Genomic DNA, 14,533 nt, shown 5'->3' on the forward strand with positions numbered 1-14,533 from the left:
CTTATCCGACTTGTCAGTCGGATAAGGCTTTTTACTTTGTCTCAGGCAGTTGAGCTACGAGCCTGAAGCGTTGTTGGTGCGTTTTATCATGCCTGGCGGGTAGGTCGGATAAGGCGTTCACGCCGCATCCGACAACCACGCAGCGTTACCTGATGTGACGCCGACAATTCTCATCATCGCTACAACATGACCTCGCTATTTACATCGCGATACTCTTTTGGCGTCGTGTCATATGCTTTTTTAAAAACAGAGTAGAAATATTGCAGCGATGGATAACCGCACATTTGCGATATCTCATTGATCGACAAGGTGGTTGAAATCAGCAGACTGCGCGCTTTCTCCAGCTTCTCGGCATGAATCATGGCATGGATGGTTTCACCCACCTCTTCTTTAAAACGCTTCTCAAGATTGGAGCGCGAGATCCCGACCGCATCCAGTACCTGATCCACTTTAATCCCTTTACAGGCGTGATTACGAATGTAATGCATGGCCTGAATAACGGCGGGATCGGTCAGCGAGCGATAATCTGTTGAGCGCCGTTCAATGACGCGAACTGGTGGGACCAAAATTCGCTGTAGCGGCATTTCTTCTTTATCTAATAATCGATGCAACAGTTTTGCCGCCTGATAGCCCATTTGCCGCGCGCCCTGAGCGACCGAAGAAAGGGCGACACGCGACAGATAGCGGGTCAGTTCTTCGTTATCGATGCCAATCACGCATAATTTTTCCGGTACGGGAATATGTAGATGTTCACATACTTGCAGAATATGCCGCGCTCGGGCGTCAGTAACGGCAATAATCCCGGTTTGCGGTGGTAGCGTTTGTAGCCAGTCTGCCAGCCGATTTTGCGCGTGTTGCCAGTTCTCTGGCGCGGTTTCTAACCCCTGATAAACCACTCCGCGATACTTTTCTTCGGCGACAAGCTGACGAAATGCATATTCGCGCTCAGTGGCCCAACGTTTGCCGCTTGATTCCGGAAGACCATAAAAAGCAAAGCGGTTAACGCCTTTCTCTTTTAAATGCAAAAATGCGCTTTCAACCAGCGCATAGTTATCGGTGGCAATGTAATGAACGGGTGGGTAACTTTCTGCAAGGTGATACGAGCCGCCAACCCCAACAATGGGGACGTCGACATCAGCCAGCGCTTGCTCGATCTGTTTGTCGTCGAAGTCGGCAATGACGCCATCTCCTAACCAGTCCTTGATTTTATCAATGCGGGCGCGGAAATCTTCTTCAATGAAAATATCCCATTCCGATTGTGACGCCTGTAAATATTCCCCTACGCCTTCTACTACCTGCCGGTCATAGGCTTTATTGGCATTGAACAGTAATGTGATGCGGTGACGTTTAGTAAACATGGTTCTTTTCCTGCTGAATCATGCAAAAACTCAAAACCGGTAATACGTAACCGGCTTTGAGAAAATTTTTATCAAAATCAAGAACGGCGTTTGGTTGCGGAGTCCATCCATACTGCCAGCAACAGAATCGCACCTTTAACGATATACTGCCAGAAGGTCGGTACATCCATCATACTCATGCCGTTATCCAGTGAAGCCATGATAAATGCCCCCATTACTGCTCCGGCAACGCTTCCCACACCGCCAGCCAGGCTGGTGCCGCCAATCACGCATGCTGCAATTGCGTCCAGTTCGGCGATATTTCCCGCAGAAGGTGAACCAGCGCCAAGTCGAGAACTAAGGATTAATCCGGCGATGGCTACCATTAATCCGTTAATCGCGAACACGGCAAGTTTGGTGCGTTCAACGTTAATCCCGGAGAGACGTGCTGCTTCCAGATTGCCGCCGATGGCATAAATGCGTCGTCCAAATGCCGTCCGCGTTGCCATAAACATTCCGCCGAGTAACAGCAACGTCAGCAGCAGAACAGGAGTGGGAACGCCACGGTAATCATTCAACAGCCAGATTGCGCCTAATACGATGATAGCGGTTAAAGCCTGGCGACCGACTACTGCGGTAGAGGCCGGAGACTGCAAACCCAAAGCCTGACGGCGCATTCTTCCGCGCCATTGCCAACCAACAAAAGCCATTAAGCCAAGCGCGCCAATGATGAAGCCAGTGCTGGCAGGTAGATAGCTTTGCCCAATTTGTGACATCGCGGCGCTGGTGGGGGAAACAGTCGTGCCGTTGGTGATGCCAATGAGTATGCCGCGAAATGCCAACATGCCCGCGAGGGTGACAATAAATGAAGGGACTTTGCGGTACGCGACCCACCATCCGTTCCAGGCACCGAGAAGCAGTCCCAGAACCAACGTCACAATGATGGTAAGTGGCAAAGGCCAGCCTAACCAGACGTCACAAATCGCCGCGACGCCACCTAATAGCCCCATCATTGAGCCGACGGAAAGGTCGATTTCAGCAGAAATTATGACGAACACCATTCCTACCGCGAGGATGCCGGTAATCGCGGTCTGGCGTAACAGGTTGGAGACGTTACGGGCGCTTAAGTAGGCACCATCGGTGGTCCAGGTAAAGAACAGCATGATTGCGATGATAGCTGCAATCATCACGAAGACCTGCAAATTCAGTGATTTCAGCCCGGAGAAGCCACCGGATGTCGGTACGGCCAATTTCACTTCAGACGGATTGCTTTTCGACATGATGTTCGCTCCTCAATGCGGCTTCCATCACCTGCTCCTGAGTCAGGTTATGATTTATCAGGTTGGCTTTTAGTTTCCCTTCATGCATCACCAGTACACGATCGCTAAGGCCGAGCACTTCAGGTAATTCGGAAGAGATGACAATAACGGCAATACCCTGCTGGACGAGTTGGTTAATTAATTTGTAGATCTCGTATTTCGCGCCAATATCGATACCCCTGGTGGGTTCATCAAGAATGAGAATGCGCGGGTTAAGTAACAGACAGCGAGCGAGGATCGCTTTTTGCTGATTGCCGCCGCTCAAACGTCCAATAGCAAGGTCGGGGGACGACGTTTTAACTTTGAGTTGCTGGATTGATTCCAGAATACATTTTTGCTCTGCCGCGTCATCAAGCTGGCTAATGCCACCGGTAAATTTATTGAGTGCGGCGAGGGTAATATTTTTACCAACCGCCATTACCGGAACGATGCCGTCGCGCTTTCTGTCTTCGGGTACCATCGCAATCCCCTGGGCGATGGCTTGCTGACAGTTACGAATATCTACCTGTTTGCCATCAATATAAATTTTTCCTTCCCATTGTCCGGGCCACACGCCAAACAGGCACTGAATGGTCTCGGTACGTCCGGCACCAACGAGTCCGGCAATACCCAGTATTTCGCCACGTTTCAGGGAAAACGAGACATCATTAACTCGTTTAATATGACGATTGACCGGATGCCATGCCGTCAGATGTTCAATACGTAATATTTCATCTCCGGTGGTATGTGGTTCATTAGGGTAAAGCGCGGTTAACTCTCGCCCGACCATCATGGTGATAATATCGTCTTCACTCATTCCGGCAGCATCACGCGTACCAATGTGCTGTCCGTCGCGAATAACGCAAATCGTATCGGAAATCGCTTTGACTTCGTTGAGTTTGTGCGAAATATAAATACAGGCGATACCGTGCTGTTGTAGATCGCGAATAATATCCAGTAAAACCGACGTTTCCTGCTCAGTTAATGAGGCTGTCGGTTCATCGAGAATTAACAAGCGCACCTGTTTATTAAGTGCCTTGGCAATTTCAACCAGTTGTTGTTGCCCAAGCCCTAAATCGCCAACGCGGGTATCAGGTGAAATGGATAAACTGACCTGTGCGAGCAGCTTCTGACAGCGTAGCGTCATCAGGTCATAATCCATAATGCCATTGTGGGTTATTTCGTTACCCAGGAAGATATTTTCCAGCACGGTCAATTCTTTCACCAGGGCCAATTCCTGATGAATGATGGCGATACCTTTGCGTTCGGTATCGCGGATGTGACTCGCCTGAATCTCTTCTCCCGCAAAAATAATTTCGCCTTCGTAGGAGCCATGGGGATAAATACCACACAGCACTTTCATCAGCGTTGATTTACCAGACCCATTTTCCCCACAAAGTGAGACGATTTCGCCAGCATTCAACCGCAAGCAGACGTTATCAATCGCCTTCACACTGCCGAAGGTTTTGGTAATGTTCTTCATTTCAAGTAGATAAGGCATAACGACTCCACCTAAGCCAATTCATTCACGCGGCATGGAGAGAAATCACGCCCCCGCTCCGCGCCGGGGCGTAACGCTTACAGCTCGCTCTCTTTGTGGAATCCGTCTTTAATTACCGTATCTTTGATGTTGTTTTTATTCACATCGATCGGTGTCAGGAGGCGGGAGGGGACATCTTTCAGGCCATTATTCAGTGAGGTATCTGCTTTTGGCTCCTGACCATTGCCCAATTCAACGGCAATTTCTGCGGCAGTATTTGCCAACAACGTAATAGGTTTATACACCGTCATAGTTTGCGTACCGGCAGCAATACGTTTAATACCTGCGAGATCCGCATCCTGGCCGGAGATTGCTACTTTCCCTGATAAACCTTGCGCGCTTAATGCCTGAATTGCCCCACCTGCGGTGGCATCGTTTGAGGCAACTACAGCATCAATTTTGTTATTATTGGCGGTTAGCGCGTTTTCCATAATTTTCAATGCGTTTTCCGGTAACCAGCCATCAACCCATTGGTCACCAACGACTTTAATTTTTCCGGAATCAACGTAAGGTTTTAACACTTTCATTTGTCCGGCGCGGAACAGCTTGGCGTTGTTATCTACCGGCGAGCCGCCCATCAGGAAGTAATTACCTTGCGGAACAATATCGACCAGGGCTTTTGCCTGCAGTTCACCGACTTTTTCGTTATCGAAAGAAATATAAAAATCGATATCCGCATCGTTAATCATACGGTCGTAAGCTAATACTTTAATGCCTTCTTGTTTGGCTTCTTTTACAACGTTACTTAATACCTGACCGTTATACGGAATAATGACAAGAACATCGACACCCCGGTTTATCATGTTTTCAATCTGCGACATTTGTGTTTCTTCATTGCCATTTGCAGACTGTACAAATACTTTCGCGCCGAGAGATTCTGCCTTTTTCACAAAGATATCTCGATCTTTTTGCCAGCGTTCAAGACGGAGATCATCAATCGCCATACCTATTTTGACTTCTTTGGCGTGTGCAGCAACGTTGGTAAGCAGGAGTGAGGTGCAAAGGGTGAGTAGAATGTTCTTTATTTTCATGGTGTAGGGCCTTCTGTAGTTAGAGGACAGTTTTAATAAGTAACAATCACCGCGATAAACGTAACCAATTTTTAGCAACTAAACAGGGGAAAACAATTACAGATTTTTATCTTTCGATTACGATTTTTGGTTTATTTCTTGATTTATGACCGAGATCTTACTTTTGTTGCGCAATTGTACTTATTGCATTTTTCTCTTCGAGGAATTACCCAGTTTCATCATTCCATTTTATTTTGCGAGCGAGCGCACACTTGTGAATTATCTCAATAGCAGTGTGAAATAACATAATTGAGCAACTGAAAGGGAGTGCCCAATATTACGACATCATCCATCACCCGCGGCATTACCTGATTATGGAGTTCAATATGCAAGCCTATTTTGACCAGCTCGATCGCGTTCGTTATGAAGGCTCAAAATCCTCAAACCCGTTAGCATTCCGTCACTACAATCCCGACGAACTGGTGTTGGGTAAGCGTATGGAAGAGCACTTGCGTTTTGCCGCCTGCTACTGGCACACCTTCTGCTGGAACGGGGCGGATATGTTTGGTGTGGGGGCGTTTAATCGTCCGTGGCAGCAGCCTGGTGAGGCACTGGCGTTGGCGAAGCGTAAAGCAGATGTCGCATTTGAGTTTTTCCACAAGTTACATGTGCCATTTTATTGCTTCCACGATGTGGATGTTTCCCCTGAGGGCGCGTCGTTAAAAGAGTACATCAATAATTTTGCGCAAATGGTTGATGTCCTGGCAGGCAAGCAAGAAGAGAGCGGCGTGAAGCTGCTGTGGGGAACCGCCAACTGCTTTACAAACCCTCGCTACGGCGCGGGTGCGGCGACGAACCCAGATCCTGAAGTCTTCAGCTGGGCGGCAACGCAAGTTGTTACAGCGATGGAAGCAACCCATAAATTGGGCGGTGAAAACTATGTCCTGTGGGGCGGTCGTGAAGGTTACGAAACGCTGTTAAATACCGACTTGCGTCAGGAGCGTGAACAACTGGGCCGCTTTATGCAGATGGTGGTTGAGCATAAACATAAAATCGGTTTCCAGGGCACGTTGCTTATCGAACCGAAACCGCAAGAACCGACCAAACATCAATATGATTACGATGCCGCGACGGTCTATGGCTTCCTGAAACAGTTTGGTCTGGAAAAAGAGATTAAACTGAACATTGAAGCTAACCACGCGACGCTGGCAGGTCACTCTTTCCATCATGAAATAGCCACCGCCATTGCGCTTGGCCTGTTCGGTTCTGTCGACGCCAACCGTGGCGATGCGCAACTGGGCTGGGACACCGACCAGTTCCCGAACAGTGTGGAAGAGAATGCGCTGGTGATGTATGAAATTCTCAAAGCAGGCGGTTTCACCACCGGTGGTCTGAACTTCGATGCCAAAGTACGTCGTCAAAGTACTGATAAATATGATCTGTTTTACGGTCATATCGGCGCGATGGATACGATGGCACTGGCGCTGAAAATTGCAGCGCGCATGATTGAAGATGGCGAGCTGGATAAACGCATCGCGCAGCGTTATTCCGGCTGGAATAGCGAATTGGGCCAGCAAATCCTGAAAGGCCAAATGTCACTGGCAGATTTAGCCAAATATGCTCAGGAACATAATTTGTCTCCGGTGCATCAGAGTGGTCGCCAGGAGCAACTGGAAAATCTGGTAAATCATTATCTGTTCGACAAATAACGGCTAACTGTGCAGTCCGTTGGCCCGGTTATCGGTAGCGATACCGGGCATTTTTTTAAGGAACGATCGATATGTATATCGGGATAGATCTTGGCACCTCGGGCGTAAAAGTTATTTTGCTCAACGAGCAGGGTGAGGTGGTTGCTTCGCAAACGGAAAAGCTGACCGTTTCGCGCCCGCATCCACTCTGGTCGGAACAAGACCCGGAACAGTGGTGGCAGGCAACTGATCGCGCAATGAAAGCTCTGGGCGATCAGCATTCTCTGCAGGACGTTAAAGCATTGGGTATTGCCGGCCAGATGCATGGAGCAACCTTACTGGATGCTCAACAACGGGTATTGCGCCCTGCCATTTTGTGGAACGACGGGCGCTGTGCGCAAGAGTGCACTTTGCTGGAAGCGAGAGTTCCGCAATCACGAGTGATTACCGGCAACCTGATGATGCCCGGATTTACTGCGCCTAAATTGCTATGGGTTCAGCGGCATGAGCCGGAGATATTCCGTCAAATCGACAAAGTATTATTACCGAAAGATTACTTGCGTCTGCGTATGACGGGGGAGTTTGCCAGCGATATGTCTGACGCAGCTGGCACCATGTGGCTGGATGTCGCAAAGCGTGACTGGAGTGACGTCATGCTGCAGGCTTGCGACTTATCTCGTGACCAGATGCCCGCATTATACGAAGGCAGCGAAATTACTGGTGCTTTGTTACCTGAAGTTGCGAAAGCGTGGGGTATGGCGACGGTGCCAGTTGTCGCAGGCGGTGGCGACAATGCAGCTGGTGCAGTTGGTGTGGGAATGGTTGATGCTAATCAGGCAATGTTATCGCTGGGGACGTCGGGGGTCTATTTTGCTGTCAGCGAAGGGTTCTTAAGCAAGCCAGAAAGCGCCGTACATAGCTTTTGCCATGCGCTACCGCAACGTTGGCATTTAATGTCTGTGATGCTGAGTGCAGCGTCGTGTCTGGATTGGGCCGCGAAATTAACCGGCCTGAGCAATGTCCCAGCTTTAATCGCTGCAGCTCAACAGGCTGATGAAAGTGCCGAGCCAGTTTGGTTTCTGCCTTATCTTTCCGGCGAGCGTACGCCACACAATAATCCCCAGGCGAAGGGGATTTTCTTTGGTTTGACTCATCAACATGGCCCCAATGAACTGGCGCGAGCAGTGCTGGAAGGCGTGGGTTATGCGCTGGCAGATGGCATGGATGTCGTGCATGCCTGCGGTATTAAACCGCAAAGTGTTACGTTGATTGGGGGCGGGGCGCGTAGTGAGTACTGGCGTCAGATGCTGGCGGATATCAGCGGTCAGCAGCTCGATTACCGTACGGGGGGGGATGTGGGGCCAGCACTGGGCGCAGCAAGGCTGGCGCAGATCGCGGCGAATCCAGAGAAATCGCTCATTGAATTGTTGCCGCAACTACCGTTAGAACAGTCGCATCTACCAGATGCGCAGCGTTATGCCGCTTATCAGCCACGACGAGAAACGTTCCGTCGCCTCTATCAGCAACTTCTGCCATTAATGGCGTAAACGTTATCCCCTGCCTGACCGGGTGGGGGATAATTCACATCTATATATCTCAGTAATTAATTAATATTTAGTATGAATTTATTCTGAAAATCATTTGTTAATGGCATTTTTCAGTTTTGTCTTTCGTTGGTTACTCGTAATGTATCGCTGGTAGATATGGAGATCGTTATGAAAACCTCAAAGACTGTGGCAAAACTATTATTTGTTGTCGGGGCGCTGGTTTATCTGGTTGGGCTATGGATCTCATGCCCATTGTTAAGTGGAAAAGGCTATTTTCTTGGCGTGTTAATGACAGCAACTTTTGGCAACTATGCATATCTTCGCGCAGAAAAACTCGGGCAACTGGATGATTTTTTTACCCATATCTGCCAGTTAGTTGCGTTAATCACTATCGGTCTCTTGTTTATCGGTGTTTTAAACGCACCTATCAATACTTATGAAATGGTGATCTATCCCATCGCCTTTTTTGTCTGCTTGTTTGGTCAAATGCGTTTGTTTCGCTCGGCATGAGCAACATAAAGCTCTTACATATTCAGGAATGAAAGGAATACTGTGATGGACAACAAAATATCAACCTATTCACCAGCCTTTAGTATTGTGTCATGGATAGCTCTCGTTGGTGGTATCGTTACCTATCTGTTAGGGCTATGGAATGCAGAGATGCAGTTAAATGAAAAAGGATATTATTTTGCCGTACTGGTATTAGGACTGTTTTCTGCGGCGTCTTATCAAAAGACCGTTCGGGACAAGTATGAAGGCATACCGACCACTTCCATTTATTATATGACCTGCCTGACTGTCTTTATTATCTCTGTTGCATTACTGATGGTAGGTCTGTGGAATGCGACATTATTACTCAGCGAAAAAGGTTTTTATGGACTGGCTTTCTTCTTAAGCTTGTTTGGTGCAGTAGCGGTGCAGAAAAATATTCGTGATGCCGGAATAAACCTACCAAAAGAAACACAGGTTACCCAGGAAGAATACAGCGAATAACTCACGTAAGCCCGGTCAGTCCAATGTGACCGGGCTTTTACTTAACTCACTAATCTGTTTCTGTCGATTCGTTGTACCAGCATAGAAAGTAACAAACTCGCTGCCAACGTCGCGCAAAAGATCCAAATAATATCCAGTATTGGCCAATTTTTAAGCTCAATTCCCCGGGTGCGCAGCGCATGGATAATCAAGGCGTGGAATCCGTATATACCCAACGAATGGCGTGAGATTAAGCCAAGTCCGCGAATGGTACGCGTATCCAGCGTGTTTTTAATCAGAGTCAATAGCGCGATTGCGCAGATAAAAACCATCGGCCCACAGTAAAGATACCAGGTATCGGCAAAATTTCCGCGCCACTGCAATTCATATAATGTCCCGCGAGAGATAATAAAAACCCCCGTCACAAACAGTACTGCGCTCACCCACGACAGTGCTTTATGCTGCGTGTCCATCATCCCTATAGCGCGGCCCAACATGCCATACAGAATGTAGTAAAAAGTATCGCCATTGATATATAAGTTAATTGGCAGCCATTCAAAACCGTCGATTTTCTGCGGCACGGTGTTTGGGTTAGCGATGATACCAATCACTACCATTAGTACCAGCAACATTTTTCCGCCGACGTTCTTCACCTGAATCAGCGGTGAAACCAGATAAATCACCGCAATCGCGAAGAAAAACCATAAGTGGTAAAACACTGGCTTTTGCAGCAGGTTTTTCAGCGCTAACTCCACATTGATGGAGGTAAATAGTGCAATGTAGAGCAGCGCGATTGCGCTATAAAAAAACAGACATAAGCCGATACGCAAGAAATGGCGCGGCTGGGCGCTGCGTTCGCCAAAAAAGAGATAGCCGGATATCATGAAAAATAGCGGCACGCTGACACGAGAGGCAGAATTCAGAACATTGGCGATATCCCAGGTGACGGGGCTAACACTATGAGCATTGGTCACATACCAGGTAGTGGTGTGAATCATCACCACCATTAAACACGCTATCCCTCGCAGGTTATCAATCCAGTAAATTTTGGGCTGCATCTGTGTCTCTGTATCTGGTTAAAAAAAGTCTGACCGATAAATCATTCAGTTGGCACACTGGAATAATCTGAGTTTTATCACTACAGCTTATAGAGGCTTAAGGAAATTCGTAAGATATCAGCCACTATACCGATATAAATAATAAGACTCACCTGCAAACCAGACGGTAATTTAATGATGATGAACGCTTTCTTTCCGGCAATGGCGCTTATGGTGCTAGTGGGTTGTTCTACACCACCACCAGAACAGAAAGCTCAAAGGGTGAAAGTTGATCCCATTCGGTCATTGAATATGGAAGCGTTATGCAAGGATCAGGCGGCAAAACGTTATAACACCGGCGAGCAAAAAATCGACGTCACCGCCTTCGAACAGTTCCAGGGAAGCTATGAAATGCGCGGTTATACCTTCCGTAAAGAGCAGTTTGTCTGTTCTTTTGACGCGGATGGCCATTTTTTGCATCTTTCCATGCGTTAAGCCCTGCTTTTTCCCGTTTCGTACTGTATATCTTCCATCCAGCGGGTATACTGATCCCTTCCTTTAAATCCACACGTATCCAGCACGAAATAATATGCAAAAGTTTGATACCAGGACCTTCCAGGGCTTGATCCTGACCTTACAGGATTACTGGGCTCGCCAGGGCTGCACCATTGTTCAACCATTGGACATGGAAGTCGGCGCGGGAACCTCTCACCCAATGACCTGTCTGCGCGCGCTGGGGCCAGAACCGATGGCGGCTGCTTATGTTCAGCCTTCTCGTCGCCCGACCGATGGTCGCTACGGCGAAAACCCCAACCGTTTACAGCACTACTATCAGTTCCAGGTGGTCATTAAGCCATCGCCGGACAATATTCAGGAGCTGTACCTCGGTTCTCTGAAAGAGCTGGGCATGGACCCGACTATTCACGACATCCGTTTCGTGGAAGATAACTGGGAAAACCCGACGCTGGGTGCCTGGGGACTGGGCTGGGAAGTGTGGCTGAACGGCATGGAAGTGACGCAGTTCACTTACTTCCAGCAGGTTGGTGGTCTGGAGTGTAAACCGGTTACCGGCGAGATCACCTACGGTCTGGAACGTCTGGCCATGTACATTCAGGGCGTAGACAGCGTTTACGACCTGGTCTGGAGCGACGGCCCGCTGGGTAAAACCACCTACGGCGACGTGTTCCATCAGAACGAAGTGGAGCAGTCCACTTACAACTTCGAATACGCGGATGTGGACTTCCTGTTCACCTGCTTCGAGCAGTACGAGAAAGAAGCGCAGCAGCTGCTGGCGCTGGAAAATCCGCTGCCGCTGCCAGCCTACGAGCGTATTCTGAAAGCCGCCCACAGCTTCAACCTGCTGGATGCGCGTAAAGCCATCTCCGTCACCGAGCGTCAGCGCTACATTCTGCGCATTCGCACCCTGACCAAAGCAGTGGCAGAAGCATACTACGCTTCCCGTGAAGCCCTCGGCTTCCCGATGTGCAACAAAGATAAGTAAGAGGCGGCTATGTCTGAGAAAACTTTTCTGGTGGAAATCGGCACTGAAGAGCTGCCACCAAAAGCACTGCGCAGCCTGGCTGAGTCCTTTGCTGCGAACTTTACTGCGGAGCTGGATAACGCTGGCCTCGCACACGGCACCGTTCAATGGTTTGCTGCTCCGCGTCGTCTGGCGCTGAAAGTAGCTAACCTGGCGGAAGCGCAACCGGATCGTGAAATCGAAAAACGCGGCCCGGCGATTGCCCAGGCGTTCGACGCTGAAGGCAAACCGAGCAAAGCGGCAGAAGGTTGGGCGCGTGGTTGCGGTATTACCGTTGACCAGGCTGAGCGTCTGACTACCGATAAAGGCGAATGGCTGCTGTATCGCGCCCATGTGAAGGGCGAAAGCACCGAAGCACTGCTGCCGAATATGGTTGCGACTTCTCTGGCGAAACTGCCGATCCCGAAACTGATGCGTTGGGGCGCAAGCGACGTGCACTTCGTGCGTCCGGTGCACACCGTGACCCTGCTGCTGGGCGACAAAGTCATTCCGGCAACCATTCTGGGCATTCAGTCCGATCGCGTGATTCGCGGCCACCGCTTTATGGGCGAGCCGGAATTCACCATCGATAACGCCGATCAGTATCCGGAAATTCTGCGTGAGCGTGGGAAAGTCATCGCCGATTACGAAGAACGTAAGGCGAAGATTAAAGCCGATGCCGAAGAAGCAGCGCGTAAGATTGGCGGTAACGCTGACTTAAGCGAAAGCCTGCTGGAAGAAGTGGCTTCGCTGGTGGAGTGGCCGGTCGTTCTGACCGCAAAATTCGAAGAGAAATTCCTCGCGGTGCCGGCTGAAGCGCTGGTTTACACCATGAAAGGTGACCAGAAATACTTCCCGGTGTATGCGAACGACGGCAAACTGCTGCCGAACTTTATCTTCGTTGCCAACATCGAATCGAAAGATCCGCAGCAGATTATCTCCGGTAACGAGAAAGTCGTTCGTCCGCGTCTGGCGGATGCCGAGTTCTTCTTCAACACCGACCGTAAAAAACGTCTTGAAGATAACCTGCCGCGCCTGCAAACCGTGTTGTTCCAGCAACAGTTGGGGACGCTGCGCGACAAAACTGACCGCATCCAGGCGCTGGCTGGCTGGATTGCTGAACAGATTGGCGCTGACGTTAACCACGCTACCCGTGCGGGTCTGCTGTCTAAGTGCGACCTGATGACCAACATGGTCTTCGAGTTCACCGACACCCAGGGCGTTATGGGGATGCACTATGCGCGTCACGATGGCGAAGCGGAAGATGTCGCGGTGGCGCTGAATGAGCAGTATCAGCCGCGTTTTGCTGGTGATGACCTGCCGTCCAACCCAGTAGCTTGTGCGCTGGCGATTGCTGACAAGATGGATACCCTGGCGGGTATCTTCGGTATCGGTCAGCATCCGAAAGGCGACAAAGACCCGTTTGCGCTGCGTCGTGCCGCGCTTGGCGTGCTGCGAATTATCGTTGAGAAGAACCTCAACCTTGATCTGCAAACGCTGACCGAAGAAGCGGTGCGTCTGTATGGCGATAAGCTGACTAATGCCAACGTAGTTGATGATGTTATCGACTTTATGCTCGGTCGCTTCCGCGCCTGGTATCAGGACGAAGGTTATACCGTTGACACCATCCAGGCGGTACTGGCGCGTCGTCCGACTCGTCCGGCTGATTTCGATGCCCGTATGAAAGCGGTATCGCATTTCCGTACCCTGGATGCAGCTGCTGCACTGGCGGCGGCGAACAAACGTGTATCTAACATTCTGGCGAAATCTGACGAAGTGCTGAGCGACCGCGTGAATGCCTCTACCCTGAAAGAGCCGGAAGAAATTAAACTGGCGATGCAGGTTGTGGTGCTACGTGACAAGCTGGAGCCGTACTTTACGGAAGGTCGTTACCAGGATGCGCTGGTCGAACTGGCTGAGCTGCGTGAACCGGTTGATGCTTTCTTCGATAAAGTGATGGTCATGGTTGATGACAAAGAATTGCGTATCAACCGTCTGACCATGCTGGAGAAACTGCGCGAACTGTTCCTGCGCGTTGCGGATATTTCGCTGTTGCAATAATAACGCCGTTATTAAATAGCCTGCCATCTGGCAGGCTTTTTTTATCGCTAAATAATACAGCAACCTTTAATAATCTTCTGCTGAATAAAGATTATCTCATATATTAATTTTATGAGATTTTTTTAGGATTATATCAAGGAGAAGAAACAAACTTATTAAGCTAGAATAGCCACGGGTGCTTGAGACTGTTTGTCTCAGGTATTCACCGAAAGGCAGACAGAGAAAAGCCCCACCTGACTATAAATCAAAGTTTGTACTGACCCCAAAAAGTTGGACAGTTAAACACGAGGCATATAGGTCTGATTCCGATATTCAATTGGAGTCAGACCTTTTAATTTCAGGCTAATTCTTCTGCTGTTGTAGTATTCAATATATTCCGTAACAGCATCCTTCAGTTCGCTTATATTACTGAACTCATCAAGATAAAAACACTCCGACTTTAAGGTTCCGGTGATGCTGCCAACTTACTGATTTAGTGTATGATGGTGTTTTTGAGGTGCTCCAGTGGCTTCTGTTTCTATCAG

12 protein-coding genes and 1 pseudogene are annotated in these 14,533 nt (G+C 49.2%); 7 read left to right on the forward strand and 6 right to left on the reverse strand.

Annotation, left to right across the window (positions count from 1 at the left end; genetic code table 11):
- Positions 1 to 179: 179 nt before the first annotated feature.
- The 4 genes from xylR to xylF all read right to left on the reverse strand — a co-directional run bounded on the left by xylR (position 180) and on the right by xylF (position 5,206).
- Positions 180 to 1,358 (reverse strand): D-xylose utilization transcriptional activator XylR, encoded by a 1,179-nt coding sequence (gene xylR / locus RTW80_RS14370; protein WP_000494484.1) that lies wholly within the window; start codon positions 1,356 to 1,358, stop codon positions 180 to 182.
- Between the two features lie 77 nt (positions 1,359 to 1,435).
- Positions 1,436 to 2,617 carry a xylose ABC transporter permease XylH gene (gene xylH / locus RTW80_RS14375; RefSeq protein ID WP_000045978.1) on the reverse strand — a complete coding sequence of 394 codons (1,182 nt, stop codon included), beginning with the start codon at positions 2,615 to 2,617 and terminating at the stop codon, positions 1,436 to 1,438.
- A complete protein-coding gene (xylG, locus tag RTW80_RS14380) occupies positions 2,595 to 4,136 on the reverse strand; it encodes a D-xylose ABC transporter ATP-binding protein (RefSeq protein WP_001146479.1) in 1,542 nt (513 codons plus the stop codon). The genes xylH and xylG overlap by 23 nt, the downstream gene beginning before the upstream one ends.
- A gap of 77 nt (positions 4,137 to 4,213) precedes the next feature.
- Positions 4,214 to 5,206 carry a D-xylose ABC transporter substrate-binding protein gene (gene xylF / locus RTW80_RS14385; RefSeq protein WP_001300957.1) on the reverse strand — a complete coding sequence of 331 codons (993 nt, stop codon included), beginning with the start codon at positions 5,204 to 5,206 and terminating at the stop codon, positions 4,214 to 4,216.
- 365 nt (positions 5,207 to 5,571) lie between these two features.
- Between xylF and xylA the strand changes: the two genes are divergently transcribed.
- From xylA to yiaA, 4 genes are all read left to right on the forward strand, one after another.
- A complete protein-coding gene (xylA, locus tag RTW80_RS14390) occupies positions 5,572 to 6,894 on the forward strand; it encodes a xylose isomerase (RefSeq protein WP_001149592.1) in 1,323 nt (440 codons plus the stop codon).
- Positions 6,895 to 6,965: 71 nt separating this feature from the next.
- Complete coding sequence (gene xylB, locus RTW80_RS14395; protein WP_032247845.1) at positions 6,966 to 8,420, forward strand: xylulokinase; 1,455 nt, start codon at positions 6,966 to 6,968, stop codon at positions 8,418 to 8,420.
- A 168-nt stretch (positions 8,421 to 8,588) separates the two neighbouring features.
- Positions 8,589 to 8,930: an inner membrane protein YiaB gene (gene yiaB / locus RTW80_RS14400; protein WP_001295228.1), complete on the forward strand. Its 342-nt coding sequence runs from the start codon at positions 8,589 to 8,591 to the stop codon at positions 8,928 to 8,930.
- Positions 8,931 to 8,975: 45 nt separating this feature from the next.
- Positions 8,976 to 9,413 carry an inner membrane protein YiaA gene (gene yiaA, locus RTW80_RS14405; RefSeq protein WP_063119200.1) on the forward strand — a complete coding sequence of 146 codons (438 nt, stop codon included), beginning with the start codon at positions 8,976 to 8,978 and terminating at the stop codon, positions 9,411 to 9,413.
- Between the two features lie 41 nt (positions 9,414 to 9,454).
- Here the strand turns inward: yiaA and wecH are convergent, their stop codons facing one another.
- The gene (wecH, locus tag RTW80_RS14410) at positions 9,455 to 10,450 is read right to left on the reverse strand and encodes an O-acetyltransferase WecH (RefSeq protein WP_001182642.1); all 996 of its coding nucleotides are present in this window, start codon (positions 10,448 to 10,450) and stop codon (positions 9,455 to 9,457) included.
- A 174-nt stretch (positions 10,451 to 10,624) separates the two neighbouring features.
- Here wecH and RTW80_RS14415 point away from each other — a divergent pair, with 174 nt between their 5' ends.
- The 3 genes from RTW80_RS14415 (at position 10,625) to glyS (ending at position 14,009) form a co-directional block, all read left to right on the forward strand.
- Positions 10,625 to 10,924 carry a YsaB family lipoprotein gene (locus RTW80_RS14415; protein ID WP_000980109.1) on the forward strand — a complete coding sequence of 100 codons (300 nt, stop codon included), beginning with the start codon at positions 10,625 to 10,627 and terminating at the stop codon, positions 10,922 to 10,924.
- A gap of 94 nt (positions 10,925 to 11,018) precedes the next feature.
- Positions 11,019 to 11,930 (forward strand): glycine--tRNA ligase subunit alpha, encoded by a 912-nt coding sequence (gene glyQ, locus RTW80_RS14420; RefSeq protein WP_001168544.1) that lies wholly within the window; start codon positions 11,019 to 11,021, stop codon positions 11,928 to 11,930.
- A gap of 9 nt (positions 11,931 to 11,939) precedes the next feature.
- Positions 11,940 to 14,009: a glycine--tRNA ligase subunit beta gene (gene glyS, locus RTW80_RS14425; RefSeq protein WP_001291772.1), complete on the forward strand. Its 2,070-nt coding sequence runs from the start codon at positions 11,940 to 11,942 to the stop codon at positions 14,007 to 14,009.
- A 278-nt stretch (positions 14,010 to 14,287) separates the two neighbouring features.
- On the opposite strand, the pseudogene RTW80_RS14430 reads toward glyS, so the two are convergent.
- A pseudogene (locus tag RTW80_RS14430) lies at positions 14,288 to 14,458 on the reverse strand (IS3 family transposase); the annotation flags it as partial.
- Positions 14,459 to 14,533: the final 75 nt, after the last annotated feature.

It is taken from the genome of Escherichia sp. AM3 (assembly GCF_032029835.1).
Taxonomy (GTDB): Bacteria; Pseudomonadota; Gammaproteobacteria; order Enterobacterales; family Enterobacteriaceae; genus Escherichia; species Escherichia coli.

What these genes read in the sequence shown, in the direction of transcription:
- wecH (WP_001182642.1), bottom strand. Translation starts at nt 10,450, where the DNA reads ATGCAGCCCAAAATTTACTGGATTGATAACCTGCGAGGGATAGCGTGT.
- glyQ (WP_001168544.1), top strand. Translation starts at nt 11,019, where the DNA reads ATGCAAAAGTTTGATACCAGGACCTTCCAGGGCTTGATCCTGACCTTA.
- xylF (WP_001300957.1), bottom strand. Translation starts at nt 5,206, where the DNA reads ATGAAAATAAAGAACATTCTACTCACCCTTTGCACCTCACTCCTGCTT.
- yiaB (WP_001295228.1), top strand. Translation starts at nt 8,589, where the DNA reads ATGAAAACCTCAAAGACTGTGGCAAAACTATTATTTGTTGTCGGGGCG.
- xylR (WP_000494484.1), bottom strand. Translation starts at nt 1,358, where the DNA reads ATGTTTACTAAACGTCACCGCATCACATTACTGTTCAATGCCAATAAA.
- xylH (WP_000045978.1), bottom strand. Translation starts at nt 2,617, where the DNA reads ATGTCGAAAAGCAATCCGTCTGAAGTGAAATTGGCCGTACCGACATCC.
- glyS (WP_001291772.1), top strand. Translation starts at nt 11,940, where the DNA reads ATGTCTGAGAAAACTTTTCTGGTGGAAATCGGCACTGAAGAGCTGCCA.
- xylA (WP_001149592.1), top strand. Translation starts at nt 5,572, where the DNA reads ATGCAAGCCTATTTTGACCAGCTCGATCGCGTTCGTTATGAAGGCTCA.
- xylG (WP_001146479.1), bottom strand. Translation starts at nt 4,136, where the DNA reads ATGCCTTATCTACTTGAAATGAAGAACATTACCAAAACCTTCGGCAGT.
- yiaA (WP_063119200.1), top strand. Translation starts at nt 8,976, where the DNA reads ATGGACAACAAAATATCAACCTATTCACCAGCCTTTAGTATTGTGTCA.
- RTW80_RS14415 (WP_000980109.1), top strand. Translation starts at nt 10,625, where the DNA reads ATGATGATGAACGCTTTCTTTCCGGCAATGGCGCTTATGGTGCTAGTG.
- xylB (WP_032247845.1), top strand. Translation starts at nt 6,966, where the DNA reads ATGTATATCGGGATAGATCTTGGCACCTCGGGCGTAAAAGTTATTTTG.